The following is a 24839-nucleotide window of genomic DNA, read 5'->3' as shown; positions in this document are numbered from 1 at the left end:
ATCTTTATTAATAGAATGAGCGACGAATCAATTAACACGAATGAGAATGAAGATAAGTTACAAAATGCTACACTCATTAACGGCTTGTATGAAAATTGGTTTCTTGACTACGCATCCTATGTTATTCTAGACCGCGCTGTACCGCATATAAATGACGGATTGAAGCCTGTTCAAAGGCGGATCATGCATTCACTTAAGGAAATGGATGATGGCCGCTTCAATAAGGCGGCTAACGTGATCGGAAATACGATGAAGTACCACCCGCATGGTGACGCCTCGATTGGGGACGCCATGGTGCAGATCGGCCAGAAGAACCTGCTGATTGACATGCAGGGTAACTGGGGCGATCCGATGACGGGAGACTCTGCTGCTGCCCCCCGGTATATCGAGGGCCGGCTCTCCAAGTTTGCCAACGAGGTTCTCTTTAATCCGGATACCACAGAGTGGCAGGCGAGCTATGATGGACGAAATCAGGAGCCTATTACCCTTCCGGTGAAGTTTCCGCTCTTGCTTGCGCAGGGAGCCGAAGGTATTGCCGTGGGTCTGGCAACAAAGATCCTTCCGCATAATTTTATTGAGCTGATAGATGCCTCCATAGGGGTTCTGAAGGGTCAGCGGCCTGATCTGATGCCTGACTTTCCGACTGCGGGTATGGCCGACTGCTCCAACTATAATGAGGGGCAGCGTGGTGGCAAGGTCCGCGTCCGCGCTAAAATAGAGGAGCGTGACAAGAAGACACTGGCGATTACCGAAATTCCGTTTACGACGACTACGGGTAGCCTGATCGACAGCATCATATCTGCCAACGATAAGGGCAAGATCAAGATCAAGCGTATTGAAGATAACACTGCGCAGAACGTAGAGATCATTGTGCAGCTGGCGCCGGGTATTTCTCCCGATGTGACCATTGATGCACTTTATGCTTTTACAGACTGCGAAGTTTCTATATCGCCGAATACCTGTGTTATACGTGACGATAAACCCCATTTCCTCAGTGTAAACGATATACTGATTGAGAATACGGAGAACACAAAGAATCTTTTGAAGCGGGAGCTTGAAATCCGCTTGCTGGAACTGAAGGAGAAGATATTTTTTGGATCACTGCTGAAGATCTTTATTCAGGAGGGGATGTACAAGCATCCTAAATATGAGAACTCAGGGACCTTCGAAGGAGTTGTTCAGGTATTGAACGAACTTTTCGAACCTTTCTTCCCGCAGTTTTACCGGGAGATCCTGCCGGATGATTACAAGCGACTGATCGATAAGCCGATGAGCAGCATTACGCGTTTTGACGTGAAGAAGGCCGACGAGCAACTGAAGACGTTAAACGCAGGCATCAAGGAAGTGAACCACCACCTGAAGCATCTGACGGACTATGCGATTGCCTGGTTTGAACGAATCAGGGAGAAGTATGGTAAGGGAAGGGAGCGGAAAACGGAGCTGCGGACTTTCGATCGTGTGGAGGCTGCGCAGGTTGCTCTGGCGAACGTGAAGCTGTATGTGAACAAGGAAGATGGCTTCATCGGTACCGGTTTGAAAAAGGATGAATTTGTGTGCGACTGTTCTGATCTGGATGAGATCATCGTGTTCAGAGAGGCGGGCGGCTTCCTGGTGACTAAAGTTCAGGATAAAGTGTTTGTTGGTAAAGGTATCGTGCATGTAGCCGTTTTCAAAAAAGGGGATGAGCGTACGATATACAACATGATTTACAAGGATGGCGAATCGGGTACGTCTTACATCAAGCGCTTTGCGGTGCTGGGTGTGACGCGCGACAAAGAGTACGATCTGACAAAAGGCACGAAGGGCTCGAAGATGCTTTATTTCACCGCAAATCCAAATGGAGAAGCGGAGGTGGTTACTATTCAGCTGCGGCCACATTCCAAACTGAAGAAGTTACAGTTGGAGGTTAACTTCGCGGATATCGCTATAAAGGGCCGCAGTTCTATGGGGAATATTGTGACCCGATACCCGATCAAGAAAGTCTTATTGAAATCGAAGGGGATATCAACACTCTCTGGTCGTAAGATTTGGTATGACGATATTCTGAAACGACTGAATGTTGATGGAAGAGGGCAATATCTCGGTGAGTTTGACGGTCCGGATAAGATCCTGACGGTTATGGCATCGGGTGTGTATGAATTAAGCTCATTTGACCTGACGAATCACTTTGACGATAAAATGCTGCTGATTGAAAAATATGATGCAGATAAAGTTTATACGGTTGTACATTATGATGGAAAATCGAAGAACTATTATGTGAAGCGATTCACGTTTGATGATATTTCGGTTGGTAAGACCGTTAGCATCATCAGCGAAGAGCCGGGATCGAAGCTTCGTCTTATTTCGGGAGCTGCACAGCCTGTCGTTACGCTGGAAGTGCTGAAAGGAAAGAGTCAGACTTCTGAGCATCTTGAAGTAAACCTCGCTGACGTGATCGATGTGAAGGGGATGAAAGCTCAGGGAAATAAGCTTTCACCTTACGACATTAAGGATATCCAACTGATTGCGGAGCACGATGATGAGGAGGATGTTCCGGACCCTGTGCCGGATACGACGCTTCAGGAGGTAATCAAGGCAGAGAAGATTGACGATGCTGCGGAGAAAGAAGTTGCGCAGCATAGCCCGGATGAGGATGCTGTGGAAGACGGCGAGCCGAAAGCAGATGACACGAAGAAGGGTGCAAAGGACATCAAGCTGGAGATTACCAATCCCGACGATATAGATGATAAGGGACAGCTGGGACTGTTCTGATAACAAAAAAAGCCGGTTTCGTTAGACACCGGCTTTTTGCTTTTTTTGCTAGGAGGACTGTTCTTTTAGTTTCTCCTTGAACTCTTTTGTGAACTTATCCAGCTTCGGCTGTATTACGAATACGCAGTATGCCTTGGAAGGGTTCGTTGCGAAAAAGTTCTGATGGTAATCTTCAGCTTTATAGAATTCAGATACGGGAACTACCTCAGTGACGATAGGCCTGTCAAATACATTCTGTTTGGTAAGCTGATCCATCATATTTTCAGCTGCTCTTTTCTGCTCCTGCGTGTGATAGAATATCACGGAGCGGTACTGCGTGCCTACATCATTTCCCTGACGGTTCAGCGTGGTTGGGTTATGCGTCTTGAAGAAGATCAGCAGAAGCTCTTCATAGCTGATCTGTTCAGGATCAAAGTCTACCTGTATCACTTCAGCGTGACCAGTATCCCCCCCGCAAATATCGTTATATGTGGGATTGTCAGTATGCCCTCCCATGTAGCCGGAAGTGCATGTACTTACGCCTTTAAGTCCCTGGAACACCGCCTCGGTACACCAAAAACACCCGGCGCCAAATGTTGCTTGTTCTAGTGCCATAATAGTTTAAACAGTTCTGATCTTACAAGGTTTAAAACCTTTGTATCTTTATTGGTACTGAATGTAAACAGGCTGTGGTTTCAGCTTCAGCAGCTCTTCAGGAGTCATCAGTCTGTTAGGTGCTTTTTTCAGGTCATTCTTATAGAACAACTTAAAGCCGGTAAACTGAACAGGTTCTGGGAAGATGAAGTGACGATAAGTGCCTTTCTTAAGTTCAGGCTCTCCCCATCCATCCATGTGCATAACAACTTGTACTTCGGGACGAAGTTTGATGTTCTGTGTATTAGTGACCATCTTACGTGTAAAGCGGTGCACAACCAGAATTTTTGGAGGTAGCTTGTCTGCTTTTACCAGTTTGGCCAAATAGTCAGAGCAATAGTTAATATCTGCGGCATCGTAGGTTCCGATCCTTGAACCCGGCTTCGCACCGGCCTTCATAGAGAACTCAGGGTCGATACCTAAATGTACATTGGGTAGCTTTAAATATTTTTCGAACAGAGGCAGCTCTTCACGAATCGTGCTCAGGGACACCTGAATATCAAGGAATACAATGGCATTGATCGACTTCGCCATGTTGATAACGGAGTCTATATGTTTTTCAGGCATGCGGAAGCGGTGCTTTCCATCTTTACCTGGATCTCCCTGCGCAACAACGGCAATATAGTGTAATGCCGGTTGTACAGGTGTCTTTGGATCTGCTTTTTCCCATTTTTTAACTTCTGCATTCAGGCGTGAAAGCATTTCTTTCGGTGCATATTCACCGAGAGCACCCATTCTTTTTGAATAGAGGTTGCCATAGTAGGCAATCACACGTTTGAATGGAAGAATGGCTCCGTCAACCGGATAGGGTTGGTTCTTAACCGGCCAGTATCCTGATGTATCGCCATTGGCAAGCTCTTTATTCTTCCGGTTGTAAGCTGCCGTATCGAGTGAAGAGCTGGTAGGTGCTGCTTCAGCTGTTTCTTCTGATGTTGCTTCGGTTGTTGATTTGGTGGCCGACTGTTTATTGTTGCCGTTGCTTTTAGTTTCACTGCATCCCAGTGTGAAAATTCCTGTTGTAAGTAGTAGTAAAACGGAGTACCTCTTGATCATTAGATAAATAATAAATTTCACCAAATTACTCAAAAGATTTCAATTAAAACAGCCGGCCCGGGTTTAGCTTAGCCCTTGAACTGACGAAGTTTACCAAAAACGCCGAGAGGAAGCTTGCTTCCGGCAGTTGCCTGCAGATAGAGCTCTCCTGTCTCGAGGTTAGCAGGTTTTTTTACGACGTCTCTGATCAGGTTTTCGACTATCACAGAGGAGAAGCCCAGCGAGTAGGTATTGAGGATCATGAAGTGCTCTTCTTCGTCAAGCAGGTTAGCTACGTCTTTCATCATCTCCAGGATATGATCTTCGAGCTTCCATTTCTCTCCGTTAGGGCCATGACCGTATGCAGGCGGGTCGAGGATGATGCCGTTATATTTCCGGCCTCTCTTAATCTCGCGTTTAACAAACTTGAGGGCGTCTTCAACTACCCAACGGATGTCTTTCAGTCCAGATATCTCCTGGTTCTCGTTCGCCCAGGTAACCACCTGCTTGATGGAATCTACGTGGGTGATATCGGCACCTGCTGCCCGTGCTGCTAAAGAAGCACCGCCCGTATAGGCAAAAAGGTTCAAGACCTTAGGTTGTGGAGTACTGAATTTTCTAATAGTTTCTGAAATGTAATCCCAGTTTACAGCCTGCTCTGGGAATATACCGACATGCTTGAATGATGTCAGGCCCAGCCGGAATTTAATCTCAATGTCTGTGTTTTTGTAAGTGATATGCCAGCGGTCGGGAGCTTTGGTGTTCTTTCTGACCCACTCACCGGAAGTTGCTGAGCGCCCTTTGAAGCGTATATCATGCCTTTTCTGCCACTCGGATTCCGGAAGTTGTTTTGACCAAACGGCCTGTGGCTCGGGACGAATAAGGACTATGTTGCCGAATCTTTCTAGTTTTTCGAAGTCTCCGCAGTCAATAAGTTCGTAATCTTTCCAGTGCGCAGGCGTAAGTAATGAGATCATGCTGATGTTTGGGAATATTTATTCCGCGAAATTACTAATTATCGGTGGCATACCTAAACTTATAATCAGCACATCATCGCGACTGCTCCTTTCATAACCAGCCTGTACTGCTCCAAGGAGGGCGACTCAAAGCTTATCTTTCGCTGATTGCGCAAATTTGCTGGCAAAGACGAAGTCGTTGACCTTGGGATTATCGGTATGAGCGATCTCTTTATTGGATCCTTCCCACTCTTTTCGCCCGTCCGCAAGAAACAGGATGTGTTCGCCAATGCCCATTACCGAGTTCATATCGTGAGTTACAACGACCGTTGTCATGTTATATTCTTCGGTAATTTCATTGATGAGTTCATCGATAACAATGGACGTAAGAGGATCCAGTCCGGAGTTAGGCTCATCCACGAAAAGATACTTGGGCTGCATGGATATGGCCCGGGCGATACCCACACGCTTTTTCATCCCTCCGGAGAGTTCTGATGGATAGAGTTGGTTTTTGTCTTCCAGGTTTACGCGACTCAGGCAGAAGTTTACCCGTTCAAGCTTTTCTTCCCTCGTTTGAGAAGTAAACATATTCAGCGGAAACATGATGTTCTCTTCTACCGTCATGGAATCGAACAAGGCAGAATTCTGGAAGAGCATTCCTATTTCTTTTCGGATTTCGATACGTTCCTGATTGGATAGGCGCGTAAAGTCGCGTCCGTCATAAAGAACGGAGCCTTCGTCTGGTTCATGCAAGCCTACCATACACTTGAGCAGGGTGGTTTTTCCGGAGCCGGAACCCCCGATGATCAGGTTATTGCGGCCATCGTTGAACTTTCCTGATATTCCTTTAAGTACGTAGTTGTCGCCGAATGACTTGTGGATGTCCTTTATCTCAATCATAATAACAAATCAGTAATCACATAATCTGCACACAGGATGGAAATACAGCTGATTACAACTGTGCTGGTGCTGGCACGGCCAACTTCCAGCGCACTTCCTTTAACGTAGAAGCCCTGATATGCAGAAACGGAGGTGATGATAAAACCGAAAACAAATGCTTTTACCAGAGACACTACGATGGTATATGGATTAAAACCTTCTGTGATACCCCGGTAGTAGTCAGCTCCAGTGATCGCTCCTGAGAATGTCCCTCCAATATATCCTCCGATGATGTTCAATGCAATAGAAATGATCACCAACAGGGGGATCATGGTTACACCGGCAATAATCTTGGGCATAATGAGATATCCGGGCGTGTTTATCCCCATGATTTCGAGTGCGTCGATTTGTTCGGTAACTCTCATTGTTCCGATTTCTGAGGAAATAGCCGATCCGATCTTGCCTGCCAGCACCAGGGCACTGATCGTTGGGCTAAGTTCGAGAATGGCAGAGTCACGGTTTACGGATCCGATAATAGTTTTTGGGATCAGGTCGCTCTGAAGCTGGAAAGCGATTTGGAGAGTCATAACGGCACCAACGAAGATAGAGATGATGCCGATGAGGTAAATAGAGTTAACCCCGATATAAACCATCTCGTGAAATATGTTTTTCCAGTAGATCTTCCATTGTTCTGGACGCTTGAATACGGCTTTAAGGAGAAGGATATATCTTCCGAAGTCTGTGAACATATAGTGTTAGTGTATTTATTTAGTTCAATATACCAGCTAATGTAGCAATTTGCGGCATGCTTCCCGCTGCATTTTCGGCTTATGCTACAACACGCACTTCTAATTGATGTTTTAAATAATTGCGACGGGGTGGTGGCGAAGGCTTTAATGGCCTTCAGGGTTGTTGATCAGCCTGGAGTTTTGGAATTATAGTAGTTACGCTGTAACAAATTTTCCGTCCCTCACTCTAATAGATAAACGTAAAGACTGACGAATATGGAAAAGAAATTGCAGCGGGACGAAAGTAACAAAGTGCTGGCCGGTGTGGCCGCAGGACTCGCCGAGTATTTCGAAATAGATGTTATCTGGATCAGACTGATTTTTTTACTGATGGTAATAATGGGTCTCTCTGGTGTGTTAGTGTATTTGATACTTTGGATTGTGGTTCCTGCAAAGCCTTATTTTCAAACCTTCCATACCGACTATAGAGTTGACGAGCAGGCCCCTCTGGACAGCGATCCGGGATTGCCGCGTACCAAGCCAAAGTCGAAGGCTACCCCTGTACTGGGAATGGTCTTCGTTGCACTCGGAATATACTTCCTGTTTGAAGAATTTGGCTTTGTGCCGGATTGGTTCGACCTGAGCAAATTATGGCCACTTGTATTCATTATCATTGGTGTTGTATTTTTGGCAAATCCGGGCAGACGTTCTACCCGAAAGAATGAAACTTTTAAATCGAATGATCAGCCGGGCGATCAGCCTCTAGTTTAAGGATATATGAAAACTGAACGAATTATCTGGGGTATTGTATTACTCTTTCTGGGCGGCCTCCTGCTTCTTGAGAACTTCAACGTTATTAACTTCGAATGGTCCGTCATCTGGCGGTTCTGGCCTGCGATATTTATTTTAATCGGTGTAAATATGCTCTTTGCCAGCTCGCGCTCCGTTGCGGGAGGAATGGTTACTGTATTAATCACGATTGTTCTGCTTGGATTTATAGGCTATAAAGGTATTAATGATCAAGGTGAGGACGCAAGCAGTTGGACGGCAGATGATGACGCCTCTGATTCATCGGCGGATACTCAGAAAACAAATTTTTTCAGGGAGCCCTTTATAGCAGGCACCCGGAATGCTACCTTAAACATTGAAGGCGGAGCGACGCATTTCATCCTCAGGGACACCTCTTCTGAGCTCTTTACAGCTAAGGTGAAAAAGAAGGTCGGGAACTATTCACTTTTCAAATTCTCTACAGATAGTACTGAAACAGTCGACTTCAAGATGACTGGAAAAACTGAGTGGGACATGAATAAATCAGCCTCCAACGAAGTGCGCATGACCCTGAATCCCGAGCCGATATGGGATATCAACCTCGAGACAGGAGCAGGGAAGTCTAACTTTGACCTCACTCATTACAAGATCCGCAAGATTAAGCTCGAAGGTGGAGTTGCCAAATTTGATATTAAGCTCGGGAGTTTGAACAAAAGCACTACAGTAGATGTGGAATCTGGCGTTTCCAAGATCACGATTGCAGTTCCTGAATCTGCTGGCTGTGAAATTAAAACGGAGTCAGGTCTCTCTTCCCATGACTTTGCAGGATTCAAAAAAGTATCCGAAAACGTGTATCAAACAACCAATTTTACTTCTGCGCAACAGAAGATCATGATCAACCTGGAAGGGGGATTGTCAAAATTCAGGGTCGAAAGGTATTAGCATGGAAGATGCCTACATTGTTGTAATCCAGGGTAAGCCGCAGGGGCCGTTTAGTCTCACGGAGATGAAGAGCATGAATCTCACTGAAGACACGTTCGTAAAGAAAGGCGGAATGAGTGACTACAAAGAGGCGCATGAAATTCCGGAGCTGTGCGAGTTGCTCGGATTCCAGCTAACGAAAGCAGAGGCCCAATATTTTGCTTCTCCTGACGTACGTTTGTTAGCTGCATTGATCGATTATGGCATCATACTTACATTCTATCTCGTCATTGTGCTTACTGTTGTGTCGTTTGTCGAGACGCAATACCTGAAGGTGGCTATAACGCTTAGCTTTCTGCCGGTAATCCCTTTTGCCAAGTTTCTGATGAATGTCTTCATGGAGGCCTCAAACAGGAGAGGAACGTTCGGAAAGTCGCTTCTTGGAATAAAGGTGATCCGGGAAGACGCGGGGAAAATCAGCCTGTCGCAGAGTTTTCTGCGAAATGTTTACAAGCTGTTGTCCACCCTCAGCCTGGGAATAGGTTATATAGCTGGATTTTTCAACAGGAAACAACAATGCTGGCACGATCGCCTGGCTAAAACGCTTGTTGTGAAAGATCGCTTATTGTAGCTGGGTCTTGCAGGCCTGACAAACTCCGCTGGCTACCAGATTAATGGTGCTGGCTTCAAAGCCCTCAGGTAAATTGAACGCGGGAATATGAACATCGTTTAAGCAATACACCTTTTTGCACACGGTACAGTTGAAGTGCAGGTGCTCATCCCGGTGTTGATGTTCTGTACAGGAAGAGTGGCATACTGCGTAATTCGCCGTCCCGTTTGTATCGATGATTTTATGGATAATTCCCTTTTCTTCGAAGGTCTTCAGTATACGGTAGAGGGTAACCCGGTCAACTTCCTTCCCCAGAATTTCTTCCAGATTAGGCTGCGAAGTGGCTACATCCCTGCTAGATAGCACCTCGAGTACACTGAACCGTGGGGCCGTCTTTTTCAACTTATGTTTTTCCAGTAACTGATCGAATTTTCCCTGCATGGTTGGTTTTCCTTCGATGTAAAATTACCAAATATTTTCCTTCTATTCCTAGGCTTCGAGTTTCACTTAGGAGGTGTACACATTTCTTCCGTCCTGACCATCCCCCGAAGGTTCAGCCGCAGACCTCATCAAGATCGTCATGATCAATAATTACCGCGATTTCGATGAGCATAAGAGCTAATTCATCGGGTCAACGTATCGAGATTCGGCCTGATAGGAGTGAGGCGCCTGTATTCATGATCGCCAGGTATAAAGCGCCTAAGTCGCGCAAGTAACGAAAAGCCTGTTTTCTGGATAGCTCCACCCTTATCCTCTTGATAAAATGGCTGCGATGTCTTGTCGATACGCCTGAATTGCCGGTAGTATCGAGGCGATAATTCCAATAATTAGTCCTGCCAACATAATATACGCCTCCTTATAGATGAAGATCATTCCCGATAACCTCGCTTGACTGGTCTCCTGAAAGCTGCCTATCAGATGAAGGACGATATGTCCGATAGCAATGCCGATTATGGCTCCGAGTAGGCTCAGGATCACTCCCTCAAGAATAACAATAAGGAAGATCCTGTATCTTGATGCACCCATGACGCGCATCACAGCGATATCATATTTCCTTTCCTTGAGCGAATTGAAGAGGCTGACGAAGACACTGATTGCCGCAATGAGCATAATAAGGATAGCAAACCATTGAAGGGTATCCACACCAACACCGATAAGGGAAAATAATCTCGCCGTCTCCAGAGCAGGAGAGGCAGCCTGCATATTCGTCGACTGGTTCACCAGGCGGGGGAACATCACTACTGCCATCGGAGAATGGTACTGAATGAGCAATGATGTGATTTCCTTATCGTCGGCGTGCTCTCCAGCAACCAGTTCCCGCTGGGTACCGGGGCGCCTGCCTGTCATTTCATGGGCGGTATGATCATGGTCACCCTCATCATGATGGGCTTCATCGCTGTGTGCTTCCTCTGACCCGTGCATATTCCAGATACTGGGAATGTCGGTCAGGATCAGGTTGTCGGATACGTTTTGTTGTTTTTTTAGAACCCCGGCTACTACATACGCATGTTCAGCATGCGTATCACCACCGGAGGTGAGGCCGTGAGCGCCGTGAAAGGTATCTCCTACTTTTATATTCAGGGCTCTTGCAACCTCGGAGCCGATCGTTACGCTAAAATTTCCGTTCCAGAACTTTCCGCTTTCCAGTTGCAGGGAATACAGGTTGATGAAACTGGTATCCGTTCCTACAATTCTAAATCCGTTATAGCTGTCGCCTAGTGCCAAAGGTACTGCTCTCTTGACCATGGGATGACTGGCTAGCGCATTAGCATCCTTCAGCGGCACATTACCCGTAGGAAAATCAACGTAGAAGATACTGCTTAGGATCAATTGAAGCGGACTTCCTTTAGCTCCTACTACGAGATCTATATCTTTTGAGTTGCTTTCCAGCTTATTGCTGATCTGATTGGAAGCCAACAATAAAATAGTCAAAATTCCGGTCCCGAAGGCAATAAGCAGAATGTTCAGCAAAGAGGTCATCGGGTTCGATGCCAGGCTTTTACAGCTAATCTTTAAAGGACTCATTATAGTATATACTTCTTGTCAAAACTGTCTTTTACCCGTTGGTCGTGCGTCGAAACTACGAGTGTGGAGCCATTTATGCGGGATTGCTCAGCCAATAGCTGGATAACAGTCCCCGCGTTACGATCGTCAAGGCTTGACGTAGGTTCATCTGCGATCAGCAGTGTGGGTTTGTTGATAACTGCCCGCGCTATTGAGACACGCTGCAACTGGCCGTAACTCAACTCGGAAGGATACGCATTTTTCTTGTGTACTATACCCAGTGAATTGAGTACCTCCTCAACCCTTGGTTTGTCTTCCTTCAGAAGGGCAAAGCTTTGCGCAATGAATAAGTTCTCCATCACGGTCAGGCTCTTTATCAGATGTGGCTTTTGGAAGATGATGCCGATATGTTGCCCCCGGAAATGATCCCGATCCTTATCCTTCAGTAGATAGAGGTCAGTTTCTTTGATAATCACTTTTCCTCCTGTGGGCTTAAGTAAACCGGATATGATATTGATAAGTGTCGTCTTGCCGCTGCCCGAATCACCCAGAAGCAACCATTGTTCTGTTTCTGAAATGTGCCAGTCTTTGAAGGAGAGGGTATGGTCCGGAGAATAGGAGTGCGAAACAGATTGAGCGATGATCATTACGTATTGATTATTTTCGTTCAATGCAGACGAAAGCCATGCATATTGTTAATATAGCAACAAATATGCACTTTTAGTCACTTAGCTCGTAATATTGCTGTTCTTTTCAGAATTCAGATCTCTCAGGAGGCCCAGTGTAAATCGCCAGTTGAGATAATGGGCCAACGCCATAAGCAATCCTCCTGCCGGAAGGAAAAGATGTTCTGTACTCCCATGTCCAAATGCATGCCCTGAAGCGATAAAGCCCAGCCCAAAGATGAAAATTATCAGCGCTGCAGCCTTCCTGTGCTTCCTCCAGGAAAGACCTAAAGACCAGACACCTATTACGAGTGCCACACCGATCATGCTCAGTTCGACCCACTCTTCCGCCAGGAAGCCAAGTCCCCAAAGCGGTAATGTAGATAACGCAAATGGAACGACGGCACAATGGATGGCGCAAAAAGTGGAAGCTGTCATCCCGATCCGGTCAAGTCTGTTCGTAAGCGTTTCTGTTCCCATGTCGCAAATGTATAAATAATAAGCATAATGCAATATTGTTGCATAAGTTCTTTACACAAATTATACCTAAGTCAGCGAGATCTCATGGTATCTTAATTGGGCTGCATACAAGAAGATAATTCATTACTTTTGTGTGATTTTACTTATATGAATTCTACAGAAAGCAAGATTTTACTTAACGGCCTCTATTGTAACTCGCAAACCTCTTATTCGAGGTTCATTACACGGGAAGTATCGATCGGTGACATACCTATGGGAGGGGACAATCCCATCAGGATCCAGAGTATGACCACCACCGACACGATGGATACCCTGGGTACTGTGGAGCAAACCATTCGCATGGTTGACGCCGGCTGTGAGTACGTTCGCATTACTGCGCCGAGCATTAAGGAAGCTAACAATCTTGCCGAGATCAAGAAAGAACTTCGCAATCGCGGCTATAACGTTCCTCTTGTTGCTGATATCCATTTTACGCCTAATGCAGCCGAGGCTGCCGCTAGAATCGTAGAGAAAGTACGAATTAACCCCGGAAACTATGCAGACAAGAAACGTTTCGATCAGCTTGAATATACTGCTTCCCAATACCAGGAAGAGCTGGAGCGTATTTATAAGAAATTCGCACCGCTTGTAAAAGTCTGCAAAGAATATGGAACGGCCATGCGCATCGGTACCAATCACGGCTCTTTGTCTGACCGCATCATGAGCTATTATGGCGACACTCCACGAGGGATGGTTGAATCCGCTATGGAGTTTATGAGGATGTGCGAAAGTCTCAACTATTACAACCTCGTTATCTCCATGAAGGCCAGCAACCCTCAGGTAATGGTTCAGGCATACAGGCTTCTCGTAGAGACCATGACCAAAGAGGGTATGAACTATCCGCTCCACCTCGGAGTAACTGAGGCTGGTGATGGCGAAGATGGCCGGATCAAATCATCTGTAGGAATCGGTACTTTGCTTGAAGATGGTCTGGGCGATACGATCCGTGTCTCTCTAACTGAAGATCCTGAGCTGGAAGCGCCTGTTGCCATCGCTCTTGCTAACAGGTACAAGAAAGGAACTGTGCAGAGCTCCTCAGAGCTGCCAGTATCCATTGCGCCAATCGGTTTCAGTCCTTATGAGTACAACAAACGTCAATCAGAAGAACTGAATACCTTTATCGGTGGTCATCAGGTTCCCCGCGTCATTCTGGATCTGTCGCAACAGAGCCTCATGGATCCGCAGGTTCTGCAGGCAGCCGGCTATCTGTATTCGCCTCTGCTCGACAAGTACAATATGGCCGAGCAGTCTGTTGACTTTGTTTATCTGGCAGATAAACTTCCATCTTTTACCATGCCGGGCAATTTAAAGCAGCTGTATAACTATACCACCTGGATCACGCTTGCACAGAAGAAAAACTGTCATCCTCTATATACGCTGGAAGAATATCAGCAAGCTTCACAGCGCGATGCCGCGCTCAACCTGGTATATGTGAGCTACAAAGATCTGGCCCTAAGTCCTGAAGTGCTGAAGCTGATTTCCGAAGATAATACACTGGTATTTGTCCTTGTGACAGATCAGCAACACGGAATGGCAGATCAGCGGCAATTCTTCTTTGGTCTGGAGAACCTGAATATCAGGACGCCTGTTATTACAAAACGTTCATACCTGTCTTCTTTCGACTCAACAGAGGAGATGAGTAAGCTGGAATCAGACTTCCAGCTATATGCGTCTACGGATCTTGGAGCTCTGTTAATTGATGGCTTTGGCGACGGTATATGGCTGGAGTCTGATCAGGTGTCTCCTAAAGTCATTGTGAGCACAGCCTTCGGTATCCTTCAGGCAACCCGCTCCAGGATCTCGAAAACGGAGTATATTTCCTGTCCGAGCTGCGGGCGTACGCTATTCGACCTGCAGGAAACCACGCAGATGATTCGCAGCCGTACAAGTCACCTGAAAGGAGTGAAGATCGGCATTATGGGATGTATCGTTAACGGCCCCGGAGAAATGGCAGATGCTGACTATGGCTATGTAGGAATGGGCCCTGGTAAGATTACATTATACCGGGGAAAAGAAGTAGTAAAGAAGAGCGTGAACAAGGAAAATGCCCTCGACGAGTTAATAGAAATTATCAAAGCAGACGGTATCTGGATCGACCAGCCAGAGTAGGCTACCTGTATAAACAAGAAAAAGGCTGCCTGGAATTATCCTGGCAGCCTTTTTTATATCCTTATCCCGGGCAGCAGAGCAGCCGCAGAACTAAGTGATTATTTTTTCTTTCTTGCAATTACTTTCTGAACAGCAGCTACAATTGCATCTGCATCCAGTCCGTACTTAGCCATCAGTTCAGCAGGCTTACCACTTTCTCCGAAAGAATCGTTCACCGCAACATACTCCTGAGGAGTAGGGTTGTTCTGCGCAAGCAATTGAGCAATGCTATCGCCTAATCCACCCAAACGGTTGTGTTCTTCAGCAGTAACTACACAGCCTGTTTTTTCAACAGACTTCAGTACAGCCTCTTCATCAAGCGGTTTAATGGTGTGGATATTGATGATCTCAGCATCGATGCCCATCTCAGCCAGTTTTTCTCCTGCTAAGATCGCTTCCCATACCAAATGTCCGGTAGCAAAAATACTAACATCTGCACCTTCGTTAACCATCCATGCTTTGCCAATTTCGAACTTCTGATCAGGATCAGTAAACACAGGAATAACCGGGCGGCCAAATCTTAAATAAACAGGACCCTCATACTCAGCTATAGCTTCAGTAGCAGCCTTGGTTTGGTTATAATCGCAAGGATTGATAACGGTCATACCAGGAAGCATTTTCATCATGCCGATATCCTCCAGAATCTGGTGAGTAGCACCATCTTCACCCAGTGTTAAACCAGCGTGAGATGCACAGATTTTAACATTTTTATCCGAGTACGCGATAGACTGACGAATTTGGTCATAAACGCGACCTGTAGAGAAGTTCGCAAATGTACCAGTGAAAGGAATCTTTCCTCCGATGGTCAGACCAGCCGCCATACCCATCATGTTGGCTTCTGAAATACCCACCTGAACAAAGCGCTCAGGGAATTCTTTGATGAAAGCTTCCATCTTGAGAGATCCCACTAGATCCGCACATAAGGCAACAACATTAGGGTTTTTCTTACCAGCTTCTAAAAGTCCGGCACCAAAACCAGAACGTGTATCTTTTTTATCTGTAAAAGTATATTTCTTCATTTCAGTATCTCTAATATATGACTAGTAGTCGTTGGTAGAATCTCCAAGTTGTGCAAGTGCCTGAGCCAGCTGCTCATCATTAGGGGCAACACCATGCCATTTATGAGAGCCCATCATGAAATCAACACCGTGACCCATATTGGTGTGCATCAGGATCATGATCGGTTTACCCTGGAAGGCTCTGCTCTTCGCTAACTCAAGAGTAGAGATCAGCTCAGTCATATCGTTACCGTTCGTCTCTAAAACATCCCAGCCGAAAGCTTCCCACTTCGCGCGTAAGTTGCCAAGTGAAAGAACTTTATCAGTAGGTCCGTCAATCTGCTGACCATTTACGTCAATTGCAGAGATCAGGTTATCCACTTTGTTGTGAGGAGCAAACAATGCAGCTTCCCAGATCTGACCTTCCTGAAGTTCGCCGTCGCCATGGAGCGTATAAACCAGGGTGTCATCATTGTTAAGCTTTTTAGCAAGAGCAGCTCCAATCGCTACTGAGAGTCCCTGACCCAGAGAACCTGAAGCTACACGAATTCCCGGAAGGTGCTCGTGAGTTGCAGGGTGACCCTGAACACGTGAATTTATTTTACGGAAGGTAGCAAGTTCTGCAGGATCAAAGTATCCTGAACGTGCAAGTACACTGTACCAAACTGGTGAAATGTGTCCGTTTGATAAGAAGAATAGGTCTTCTCCTTTGCCATCCATATTGAAGTCAGGATTGTGCTTCAATACATGGAAATAAAGAGCAACGAAGTAGTCGGTGCAACCTAATGAACCGCCAGGATGGCCTGATTGGCACTGATGTACCATTCTAACAATATCCCGACGGACTTGAGTAGCAATGCCGGTTAGTTTTTCAATATCTGCTTTCATATCTATTTTGAAAGCGCCTAAAATAGGAATTACGTATCAGATATTATGTATCAGATCGTTAAAAAAGAGGATTAAATGTTAACTCTCACTAATCAGATCCAGAACCTGTTGTGACGCATCTGCGCTGTTTACTTTGTTGATAATCTTGCTGATAGTTTGATCCGCTGATATCACAAATGTCTTGCGTGCTGTTCCCATTGACTTCTTTCCGTACATATTCTTCTCCACCCAAACACCGTATGCTTCAACAATCTGTTTATCGTCATCCGAAAGCAGAGTAAAAGGCAGTTCATACTTGGTGGAAAATTTCTTGTGCGACTTTTCATCGTCCGTGCTGACACCCAACACAACATAACCTTCCTGTTGCAGCCGGTGGTAGTTATCCCGGAAATTGCAGGCCTCTGCCGTACAGCCGGGGGTATCATCTTTTGGGTAAAAATACAAGATGACTGTCTTGCCGGCGAAATCGCTTAGTGACACGGAGTTACCATGCTGATCTTTTGCTGTAAACTGTGGAGCTGCATCGCCCTCTTTCAATTCTGCCATAATCTTATTTATAAAACGTTGCGTTAAATGTCTTCGAGTTACCTTTCATGTCAATCACCACATATTGGAAATGATGCTTCCCTTTTGCCAGCGACTTGTCAAGCGTATGCCAGGTCAGGGCGCGTTTAGGGTCGTATTCCATTAAGACCCACTGCCCGTCAATAGTAGCATTAAAGCTACGGATTCCCGACAAATTATCCGAGATTTTGAAGCTGAACTTAGACAAGTCTGCTACAGACATTCCATTTTTCAGATTCAGCGACGTAATCACAGGAGCCACCGTGTCTACCGTAATGCGGAAATTGCCGAATACCCTTGGATTGGCTTTCACGAATCCATTCTCAAAGGTCCCGCCCTGATAAATGCCCCTGGCATCCACGATTACTGCGAAGTTTCGAAGACGTGCCGGCATAGAAGAGTCTGCTTTGATCGATAATTCATAATTGCTATGCAAGGGAATGAGTGGGCTGTGTACCTGATGGACCGAGGAATAGACGGATTTTGATCCTTCTGTATAGCGGAAATTCAGGTCGTTGTATAACACGCCTTTTGGAATCCGGATACTCATCCTGGGGGTAGAGTAAGTATTCTCCTGGTTGTATCGAAACAGTTGTACTGATTTCGGTTCATCTCCTTTGATCACCGACTTTGCATTGTACTGGATGCGAAAGTCCAGCGTACTGGTATTACCTGAAACATCTTTCACAATATATTTCATGTCGTGGATGCCGTCATCGGTCACATTGATGATGCCGTTGTTCACCAGGGTTTTGTATATCCGCAGCGGATTACCGGGTTCCACAAAGCCCTTGATCACGGTCGTGCCTGATTTCATCCGGAAGGGGTAATCCATGTGCGAGTTCACAGCACGGCTGTTTTCAAATGCAAAGCGCTCCATCTCCGACAGGTAGATAGTCTGCCCGTCCATCTGCAGCTCTACGGAGTAAACCCCGTTCTTATTCCCTGCAGCCTGAATGTCATATGCACTGATTCCAAATCCTATATCACCGCTGAAGTTGATTACCGGCGTTTTGTTCAGCGTATAGCGGCTGCCATTTTTAACGAGCGAAAAGTACTGTCGGACCGAATTTTCATCAAAGGGCCTTCCATTAAGCCTGTACATATAAAGGCCGGCGATGGTTGGCCGGATATTATCAGGAACATGAATGCCGAAGAGTTCAGGATTCACTGTCTCCTCCGTTTTGCTGTCCCGCACCTCAAAATGCAGGTGTGGCCCTGCCGACCCGCCTGTATTTCCAGACCAGGCAATGATGTCGCCTTTTTTAACCGGTATCTCGATCGGCATCAGAGGGATGTCTACACCATACGTTTTTGTACGGTACTGATGAGCAAGAAGCGTCCTTTCCATCTGTGGATTGAAACGCTGCAAGTGTGCATACACAGTCGTATAGCCATTTGGGTGCCTCAGATAAACGGCGTTTCCGAATCCACCAACCTGCACCCGTAACCTCGATACGTATCCATCGGAGACAGCATATACCGGATAGCCTTCGCGCTGGTTTGTGCGGAAGTCAGAACCTGAATGAAAGTGATTGGGCCTGATCTCGCCGAACGATCCCGATAGGGAGGGGGCGAGGTCTAATGGCATCCTGAAATCCGTCTTCGGATAGAGGGTTGTCGGTGTTTGTGCTAAACACGGAACCGATAGAATGATAGAAAGAAATCCAAATACTATTTTTCTCCTGTGTGTGTTACTTAATCTCAAAATCAAGAAGCTTTTCATTTTCCAAATACCCTGTAAGGCGGTCACCTACGTTTATCTTCCCCACGCCCTTTGGAGTGCCGGTAAAGATAAGGTCGCCCTTTTTAAGCGTGATATACTGCGATATAAACGCTATCAGCCTTTCAAACGAAAACAGGAGGTCTTTTGTGTGACCAGATTGGACAGTTTTTTCGTTTAGGTTTAAATGGAAATGAAGATCATACAGATCCGCAAAAGAACTCTTAGGGATAAAGCGACTGATGGGCGCCGAGTTATCGAAGGCTTTCGCCAGCTCCCACGGTAGTCCCTTCTCCTTATGTGCCGACTGGATATCACGTGCCGTGAAATCAACGCCTAAGCCAATCTCGTCATAATAATTTGATGCAAATTTCTCGCTGATGTATTTACCCTCTTTACAAACCTTAAGCACGATCTCCAGCTCGTAGTGGATATCATTTGAAAACTCAGGGTGGTAGAAAGGCTTATTGTCTTTTAAAATCGCCGTTTCCGGCTTCATGAAGATAACGGGCACGCCCGGAACAGGATTATTAAGCTCTTTCGCGTGTTCTGCGTAATTTCTACCTACAGCAATAATTTTCATGGATATATCTGTTTGTGAATGTCATGACGATTTCATGAGCATATTCAAAATCGCATGCAGGATATGCTCAATGATGATCTTGAGCCGAAATTAAGAAAATAATCATGAGCCGCGGTCTGCAGCTACCTATTTAAAGGATGGAAATCCTCTTAATGACCGTTTCACTACCCGCAATCAGGCGTATAAAATAATACCCGCTGTTCAGTCGCGAAGCGATGTTGAAGTTATGGTTCTGATCACCTGAAGGAAGTCGCTGAGACAATAGTGTGGCGATTTCATTTCCCAAAACATCCATAATCTTAATGGTCACGGTGGTTTCCTTGGAAAGCGAATACGATATCGTGATCTGATCCTCCGCAGGATTCGGAGAAACCTTAACATTATTCAATAGCTTAAAGTCAGAGCCTGTCTTGGAAGAAGCAGAGGCTGGCTTAAAAGGTGTCATGCTTAGTTTGATATCACTTCTCGACGGGCGGTTCGGACGCGTGTCAGTGATCTTCGAAGAGCTTTTCTGCTGCGCACGTTTTACGGAGTCAGATTGCTCGGTCATTCGTATATAGAATTTATGTGATCCGAAGGCGTTGGCCCCCAGTAACATAAAGTAAAAAAGTATAGAGACTTGGTAGATTTTTTTCATATGATATATCCTTTAACAAAACTAATAATTTAAACATAATGCAGGCTATGGAAAATATTTTTTAACACTATTTAACAAAGGTCTGATTTACAGTAGAAAATTATAAAATAAACCATTCTAAATCAACATTGTTTAAATGAATATCATTTGTACTTTTGCATCCATTTTAAATCATTTAAGTGGCAAATCACAAGGACCTACACAGACTGTCCGCCGCCGGATTGCTTATTAGCTTAGGCATAATCTACGGCGACATCGGAACATCGCCTCTCTACGTTTTCAAAGCGATCATTGGAGACCGAATTATCAGTACAGATCTTATTCTCGGCGGGCTATCCTGCATTTTCTGGACGCTTACCCTTCAAACCACTATCAAGTACGTAATCATTACATTACGAGCTGATAATAAAGGTGAAGGTGGTATTTTTTCGCTGTACTCCCTCGTCAAGAGGAGAGCACGCTGGCTCGTGTTCCCCGCGATGATTGGAGGAGCCTCTCTTCTGGCAGACGGTATGATCACCCCACCAATTACCATCTCTTCAGCTGTCGAAGGGTTGCAGATCTTTTCAAAAGACCTCCCTACGGTGCCGATCGTGATGGTGATTATTACGCTGCTCTTTATCATTCAGCAGTTCGGTACTTCACATTTGGGTAGGGCATTCGGACCGATCATGTTTCTCTGGTTTGGATCCATGGCGGTACTCGGAGCTATTTATGTGTTCGATTCGCCGTTTATCCTGAAAGCGATAAACCCCTACTATGCATGGCATATCCTCTACGATAATCCGAGCGCATTACTGATCATCGGTGCGGTGTTCCTGTGTACTACAGGGGCTGAAGCGCTGTACTCGGATTTGGGTCACTGCGGCCGTGCAAATATTCGTGTCAGCTGGGTTTTTGTTAAAACCTGTCTCTTACTGAACTATTTCGGACAAGGCGCATGGCTCTGGCAGCATCAGGGTGCAACGTTGGGAGAGGGTAGCAACCCTTTCTTCCTCATTATGCCCGTTTGGTTTATTCCCTATGGTATCGGAATCGCTACCCTTGCTGCGTGTATAGCCAGCCAGGCGATGATCACCGGATCTTTCACGCTTATTTCCGAGGCGGTACGTCTCAATCTATGGCCAAAAGTGCGAATCAACTATCCCTCCATACAGAAAGGTCAGCTTTATGTACCCTCGATGAACTGGATCCTGTGGGCGGGATGTATCGTGGTGATCCTCCTGTTTAAGAAATCTGCTGCCATGGAAGGTGCATACGGACTTGCTATCACCATCACCTTCATCATGACCACAATTCTCATGTCGGTCTATCTCATGAGAAAGCGATTTCCGATGTATTTCATCGTTATTTTCGCCTTGATATATGGGCTTCTGGAACTGGTCTTCCTTGTGGGGAATATGGCCAAGTTCTTCCATGGAGGATGGTTTACCATCATGCTGTCTATGGTCATCTTCTCCGTGATGTGGTCATGGGCCGCAGCACGACGGATCAAGAACCGTTACGTGAAGTTCGTGGAGATTGAAGATTACTATGAGATCATCAGCGATCTGAGCGAAGATTCCAGCGTTCCTAAATATTCTTCACAGCTAATTTATCTTACCAGCGCCAACTTTAAGTCGGAGATTGAAGCTAAAATCATGTATTCCATCCTGCAGAAGCAACCCAAAAGGGCTGACGTCTACTGGCTCGTTCACGTGGATGTGACGGATGAACCATACACACTGGAATATAAGGTGGACTTTCTGATCCCTGAAAAGCTGATCCGCATCGACTTCCGACTTGGTTTCCGAGTTGAGCAACGTATCAACGTGCTGTTCAGGCTCGTTGTTGAAGAGTTGGTCAGAAACGGAGAGATTGATATCACCAGTAAGTACCCTTCATTGAACAAGCACCATATTGTGGGCGACTTCCGGTTTGTTGTTCTCGAAAAAGTCTTGTCACGGTCCAACCGCCTGAGCCTGCTCGAGCGTCTTACTATGGCCTACTACTTTATCCTGAAGCGTTTTGGACTATCAGAAGAGAAGGGCTTCGGCCTGGATCTGAGCTTTGTAACTGTTGAACAGGTTCCGCTGATTGTCACCAACACCGATACAGTACACCTTACCCGCGTAGACTAAGTCACTGCACATCCAAATAAGGAAAGCCGGGATTCCGCTCTAGAAACTAAGAGCGGAATCCCGGCTTTCCTTATTTTAAGCAGACCACTGCTTATCCAAAATCACTACTATTTACTCAGCAGGATCCTGATGCAGCTTACTGTTCTTATAGCTGTAAGAGAAGTAGATCACCAGTCCAATCCCTAGCCAGATCAGGAACCGGAGCCAGTTTACCCAACCCAACTCCGTCATCAGATAAAAACAGCTGAGAAGACCAAGCACGGGGATCAATGAAAATTGTCTCAGGAAAGAGAACACAGAGATCACGAGGGCCAGGACGAAGAACAGGAAATAAGGGATGTTGTCCTTATAGGTATGCCAGTCGCCGGTATATCTGAATAATTCAAAAATATCATTGTGAAAAACAGCTATCCCTGCGATAAACAGTCCGGGAACAATATAACGTGAATTGATATAGGGGATCTTAAATCTGCCGGGACGGTGTTCTATGTCTTCTTCCATGACCAGCACCCCTCCGCATACCAGGACGAAGGCAAATAGGGTGCCTATACTCGTCAGGTCCGTAACTTCAGTTAAGTTCATGAACAGGGCAGGTACCGCAACCACGACACCTGTAATAATCGTTGCAAAGCCGGGTGTGTTGTACTTAGGGTGGATCTTTGAAAACCTCTTAGGCAGCAGTCCGTCCCGGCTCATGCTCATCCAGATTCTGGGCTGTCCCATCTGAAAGATCAGCAGCACACTCGCCGTCGCTATAACCGCACTTACAGAGATGATATAGCTGATCTGCGTCAGTCCCACTTTCTCAAAAACAAATGCCAGGGGATCACCCACCTGAAGCTCCTTATAGGATACCATCCCGGTTAGCACCAGCGCTATCAGGATATAAAGGACCGTACAGATGATCAGCGAATAGAACATTCCCCTGGGCAGGTCACGCTGCGGATTCTTACATTCTTCTGCAGTAGTGGATATCGCGTCGAAACCAATATAGGCAAAAAATACACCTGAGACGCCCTTCATTACCCCCGAGAAGCCGTTTGGAAGGAAGGGATTCCAGTTTTCAGGAGTGATATAAAAGCAACCCAGAACGATCACAGCGATTACCACCCCGATCTTTAGCATCACCATCGCGTTTGTTGCTTTTTTGGTTTCCTTGATACCGATATAAACCAGCCATGTGATGAGGCAGACGATCATTAGTGCCGGAAGGTCGGCGATCAGTCGAATTCCTGCAAACTGAGGAGCCGTATTCCAGGCTTCTGCCTGGTTCTGCATTGTGGCGGTGATCTCGGCCGTATTGCCGGCCTCCTGTAAGGCCGTAAGCGCTTTACCCGCTCTGAAGGCAGATAGATAGTCCATAGTCAGATACGGCGGTACATGAATGTTAAAGCCCTGAAGCAAATTGGTAAAGTATTGGCTCCAGGAAATAGCTACGGCAATGTTCCCGATAGCATACTCCATCAAAAGGTCCCAACCAATTATCCAGGCGATAAGCTCACCAAAGGACGCGTAAGCGTAGGTATAAGCGCTTCCTGAAGCAGGAATTCTTGAGGCAAATTCTGCATAGCAGAGCGCTGAAAATCCGCAGGTCACAGCAGTGATGATGAATAGGAACGATACCCCGGGACCACCATGAAAGGCCGCTTCTCCGATCGTGGAAAAAATTCCGGCGCCAATCACCGCAGCAATACCCATAAAAGTCAAATCGCGTACTCCCAACACTTTGCTCAACCCGGAACCCGGACCCGCGGAATGATTCTCATCGCCCAAACCATTTTCTATATCCGATAGAATGTTTGTGACCGATTTCTTTCTGAAGTAGCTTTTAGACATGTTGCAGTTCCGTTTCTTAGTGGCGCCAAAAATAAAAAATATTTGACGCTATCAGCGGCTATTCACGCTTCTTCCGCTTTCGAACGAGAATAATGACCACAATCAGTAAAATCACTCCCGCTATGATGCCAATCAGCACATAATTCGTCCCACCTGCGGGTTTTTTTCCTGTCGTATTCTCAGGTTCAGTAAATTGAGTACTGACTGATGCTTCAGGCGGTATTTTGATCGAGTTAAAGAACGTATTACTCTCAGCCCCAGCATACGATTCGTGTATTTCCTTATACAGGAACTGGAAAGTATAAGTTGCGGAGTTGACATGCAGGATACGGATGTTGCGGTACTGCTTCCCGCTGCCACTGTCTATCGCCAGCTTGAAGTCTTTTACCTTTAGCTTACCGATCAGGGTATCGCGTTCTTCTGAAACAACTCCTTTTGAGGTGCTTTGAATGCGCTTCAGGAAGTTGTCGTAATACCTTTTCAGCTGGTCTACCTTCTCGATATCGGGCGTAGTGGAGGGATCGTCAGGCTGCTTGGTAATTAAGATCTGGCCGAATGGCGAGTCCGCATTAAAGAGGGTCTGACCCAGGGTGTCTTTTTTTGTGAACCCCGATGGCAAAGATACTTGTACGGAGTCATCCAGATTAGTGGGTTTCCATTTTTGGGCAAACCCCGGTATGGCCGTAAATATGAGCAGATAAATGAAGATGAGCTTTTTCATAGATAGATAGTTTTGATGGTGGTAGCGTCTCGACATGTAATCGTCTTCGCTTGAATCCAGCATATTAACTATCGTTATGTTAAAAAAGTTTTCTGCTCTGTATGCCGAATGTGCCTCCGGAGACTTCACTTGTACGCTGAAGTAATTGCAATGTC

At 46.0% G+C, this 24839-nt stretch carries 23 protein-coding genes; 6 read left to right on the top strand and 17 right to left on the bottom strand.

Going from position 1 to position 24839, the window contains the following annotated elements; translation table 11 throughout:
• Positions 1 to 15: 15 nt before the first annotated feature.
• On the top strand, positions 16 to 2751 hold the full coding sequence (locus ACO1NU_RS01030; RefSeq protein ID WP_448816585.1) for a DNA gyrase/topoisomerase IV subunit A: 2736 nt from the start codon (positions 16 to 18) through the stop codon (positions 2749 to 2751).
• Between the two features lie 48 nt (positions 2752 to 2799).
• Here ACO1NU_RS01030 and msrA read toward each other — a convergent pair whose 3' ends face one another.
• The 5 genes from msrA to ACO1NU_RS01005 all read right to left on the bottom strand — a co-directional run bounded on the left by msrA (position 2800) and on the right by ACO1NU_RS01005 (position 7000).
• Positions 2800 to 3345 (bottom strand): peptide-methionine (S)-S-oxide reductase MsrA, encoded by a 546-nt coding sequence (msrA, locus tag ACO1NU_RS01025; RefSeq protein WP_448816584.1) that lies wholly within the window; start codon positions 3343 to 3345, stop codon positions 2800 to 2802.
• Positions 3346 to 3393: 48 nt separating this feature from the next.
• Positions 3394 to 4437 (bottom strand): hypothetical protein, encoded by a 1044-nt coding sequence (locus ACO1NU_RS01020; protein WP_448816583.1) that lies wholly within the window; start codon positions 4435 to 4437, stop codon positions 3394 to 3396.
• 68 nt (positions 4438 to 4505) lie between these two features.
• Positions 4506 to 5393: a class I SAM-dependent methyltransferase gene (locus ACO1NU_RS01015; RefSeq protein WP_448816582.1), complete on the bottom strand. Its 888-nt coding sequence runs from the start codon at positions 5391 to 5393 to the stop codon at positions 4506 to 4508.
• Between the two features lie 126 nt (positions 5394 to 5519).
• Positions 5520 to 6272 carry an ABC transporter ATP-binding protein gene (locus ACO1NU_RS01010; protein ID WP_448816581.1) on the bottom strand — a complete coding sequence of 251 codons (753 nt, stop codon included), beginning with the start codon at positions 6270 to 6272 and terminating at the stop codon, positions 5520 to 5522.
• The gene (locus tag ACO1NU_RS01005; RefSeq protein WP_448816580.1) at positions 6269 to 7000 is read right to left on the bottom strand and encodes an MlaE family ABC transporter permease; all 732 of its coding nucleotides are present in this window, start codon (positions 6998 to 7000) and stop codon (positions 6269 to 6271) included. Before ACO1NU_RS01005 ends, ACO1NU_RS01010 begins: the two co-directional genes overlap by 4 nt.
• Positions 7001 to 7255: 255 nt before the next feature.
• Between ACO1NU_RS01005 and ACO1NU_RS01000 the strand changes: the two genes are divergently transcribed.
• The 3 genes from ACO1NU_RS01000 to ACO1NU_RS00990 are packed head-to-tail and all read left to right on the top strand — an operon-like array spanning position 7256 to position 9299.
• Positions 7256 to 7750, top strand: coding sequence for a PspC domain-containing protein (locus ACO1NU_RS01000; protein WP_448816579.1), 495 nt, complete (start codon positions 7256 to 7258; stop codon positions 7748 to 7750).
• A gap of 6 nt (positions 7751 to 7756) precedes the next feature.
• Positions 7757 to 8689, top strand: coding sequence for a LiaI-LiaF-like domain-containing protein (locus tag ACO1NU_RS00995; RefSeq protein WP_448816578.1), 933 nt, complete (start codon positions 7757 to 7759; stop codon positions 8687 to 8689).
• Position 8690: 1 nt separating this feature from the next.
• On the top strand, positions 8691 to 9299 hold the full coding sequence (locus tag ACO1NU_RS00990; protein WP_448816577.1) for an RDD family protein: 609 nt from the start codon (positions 8691 to 8693) through the stop codon (positions 9297 to 9299).
• On the opposite strand, the gene ACO1NU_RS00985 is transcribed toward ACO1NU_RS00990, so the two are convergent.
• The 4 genes from ACO1NU_RS00985 to ACO1NU_RS00970 all read right to left on the bottom strand — a co-directional run bounded on the left by ACO1NU_RS00985 (position 9291) and on the right by ACO1NU_RS00970 (position 12427).
• Positions 9291 to 9719: a Fur family transcriptional regulator gene (locus ACO1NU_RS00985; protein ID WP_448816576.1), complete on the bottom strand. Its 429-nt coding sequence runs from the start codon at positions 9717 to 9719 to the stop codon at positions 9291 to 9293. The two genes, ACO1NU_RS00990 and ACO1NU_RS00985, sit on opposite strands and share 9 nt — an antisense overlap.
• Before the next feature lie 306 nt (positions 9720 to 10025).
• Positions 10026 to 11303 carry an ABC transporter permease gene (locus tag ACO1NU_RS00980; RefSeq protein WP_448816575.1) on the bottom strand — a complete coding sequence of 426 codons (1278 nt, stop codon included), beginning with the start codon at positions 11301 to 11303 and terminating at the stop codon, positions 10026 to 10028.
• Positions 11303 to 11929 (bottom strand): ABC transporter ATP-binding protein, encoded by a 627-nt coding sequence (locus ACO1NU_RS00975; RefSeq protein ID WP_448816574.1) that lies wholly within the window; start codon positions 11927 to 11929, stop codon positions 11303 to 11305. Before ACO1NU_RS00975 ends, ACO1NU_RS00980 begins: the two co-directional genes overlap by 1 nt.
• Before the next feature lie 81 nt (positions 11930 to 12010).
• The gene (locus ACO1NU_RS00970) at positions 12011 to 12427 is read right to left on the bottom strand and encodes a MerC domain-containing protein (protein WP_448816573.1); all 417 of its coding nucleotides are present in this window, start codon (positions 12425 to 12427) and stop codon (positions 12011 to 12013) included.
• A gap of 147 nt (positions 12428 to 12574) precedes the next feature.
• On the opposite strand from ACO1NU_RS00970, the gene ispG reads away from it, so the two are divergent.
• The gene (ispG, locus tag ACO1NU_RS00965; RefSeq protein ID WP_448816572.1) at positions 12575 to 14575 is read left to right on the top strand and encodes a (E)-4-hydroxy-3-methylbut-2-enyl-diphosphate synthase; all 2001 of its coding nucleotides are present in this window, start codon (positions 12575 to 12577) and stop codon (positions 14573 to 14575) included.
• A 98-nt stretch (positions 14576 to 14673) separates the two neighbouring features.
• Here the strand turns inward: ispG and ACO1NU_RS00960 are convergent, their stop codons facing one another.
• From ACO1NU_RS00960 to ACO1NU_RS00935, 6 genes are all read right to left on the bottom strand, one after another.
• Complete coding sequence (locus ACO1NU_RS00960) at positions 14674 to 15633, bottom strand: transketolase family protein (RefSeq protein ID WP_448816571.1); 960 nt, start codon at positions 15631 to 15633, stop codon at positions 14674 to 14676.
• A 21-nt stretch (positions 15634 to 15654) separates the two neighbouring features.
• Positions 15655 to 16500: a transketolase gene (locus ACO1NU_RS00955; RefSeq protein ID WP_448816570.1), complete on the bottom strand. Its 846-nt coding sequence runs from the start codon at positions 16498 to 16500 to the stop codon at positions 15655 to 15657.
• A 78-nt stretch (positions 16501 to 16578) separates the two neighbouring features.
• Positions 16579 to 17046, bottom strand: a complete 468-nt coding sequence (gene bcp, locus ACO1NU_RS00950) for a thioredoxin-dependent thiol peroxidase (protein ID WP_448816569.1) — start codon at positions 17044 to 17046, stop codon at positions 16579 to 16581.
• A gap of 4 nt (positions 17047 to 17050) precedes the next feature.
• Positions 17051 to 18655 (bottom strand): M23 family metallopeptidase, encoded by a 1605-nt coding sequence (locus ACO1NU_RS00945; protein WP_448816568.1) that lies wholly within the window; start codon positions 18653 to 18655, stop codon positions 17051 to 17053.
• Between the two features lie 103 nt (positions 18656 to 18758).
• Positions 18759 to 19370 (bottom strand): fumarylacetoacetate hydrolase family protein, encoded by a 612-nt coding sequence (locus ACO1NU_RS00940; protein ID WP_448816567.1) that lies wholly within the window; start codon positions 19368 to 19370, stop codon positions 18759 to 18761.
• A 130-nt stretch (positions 19371 to 19500) separates the two neighbouring features.
• A complete protein-coding gene (locus tag ACO1NU_RS00935) occupies positions 19501 to 20007 on the bottom strand; it encodes a T9SS type A sorting domain-containing protein (protein ID WP_448816566.1) in 507 nt (168 codons plus the stop codon).
• Between the two features lie 179 nt (positions 20008 to 20186).
• On the opposite strand from ACO1NU_RS00935, the gene ACO1NU_RS00930 reads away from it, so the two are divergent.
• Positions 20187 to 22127, top strand: a complete 1941-nt coding sequence (locus ACO1NU_RS00930) for a KUP/HAK/KT family potassium transporter (RefSeq protein WP_448816565.1) — start codon at positions 20187 to 20189, stop codon at positions 22125 to 22127.
• Between the two features lie 111 nt (positions 22128 to 22238).
• Here the strand turns inward: ACO1NU_RS00930 and ACO1NU_RS00925 are convergent, their stop codons facing one another.
• Both ACO1NU_RS00925 and ACO1NU_RS00920 read right to left on the bottom strand, forming a co-directional pair.
• On the bottom strand, positions 22239 to 23963 hold the full coding sequence (locus ACO1NU_RS00925; RefSeq protein ID WP_448816564.1) for an APC family permease: 1725 nt from the start codon (positions 23961 to 23963) through the stop codon (positions 22239 to 22241).
• 58 nt (positions 23964 to 24021) lie between these two features.
• Entirely contained in the window at positions 24022 to 24684 is a 663-nt protein-coding gene (locus tag ACO1NU_RS00920) for a hypothetical protein (protein ID WP_448816563.1), read from the bottom strand.
• Positions 24685 to 24839: the final 155 nt, after the last annotated feature.

This window comes from Arcticibacter sp., assembly GCF_053551015.1.
The sequence above is the reverse complement of the archived record's forward strand: the minus strand, read 5'-3'. Positions and strand labels throughout refer to the sequence as shown.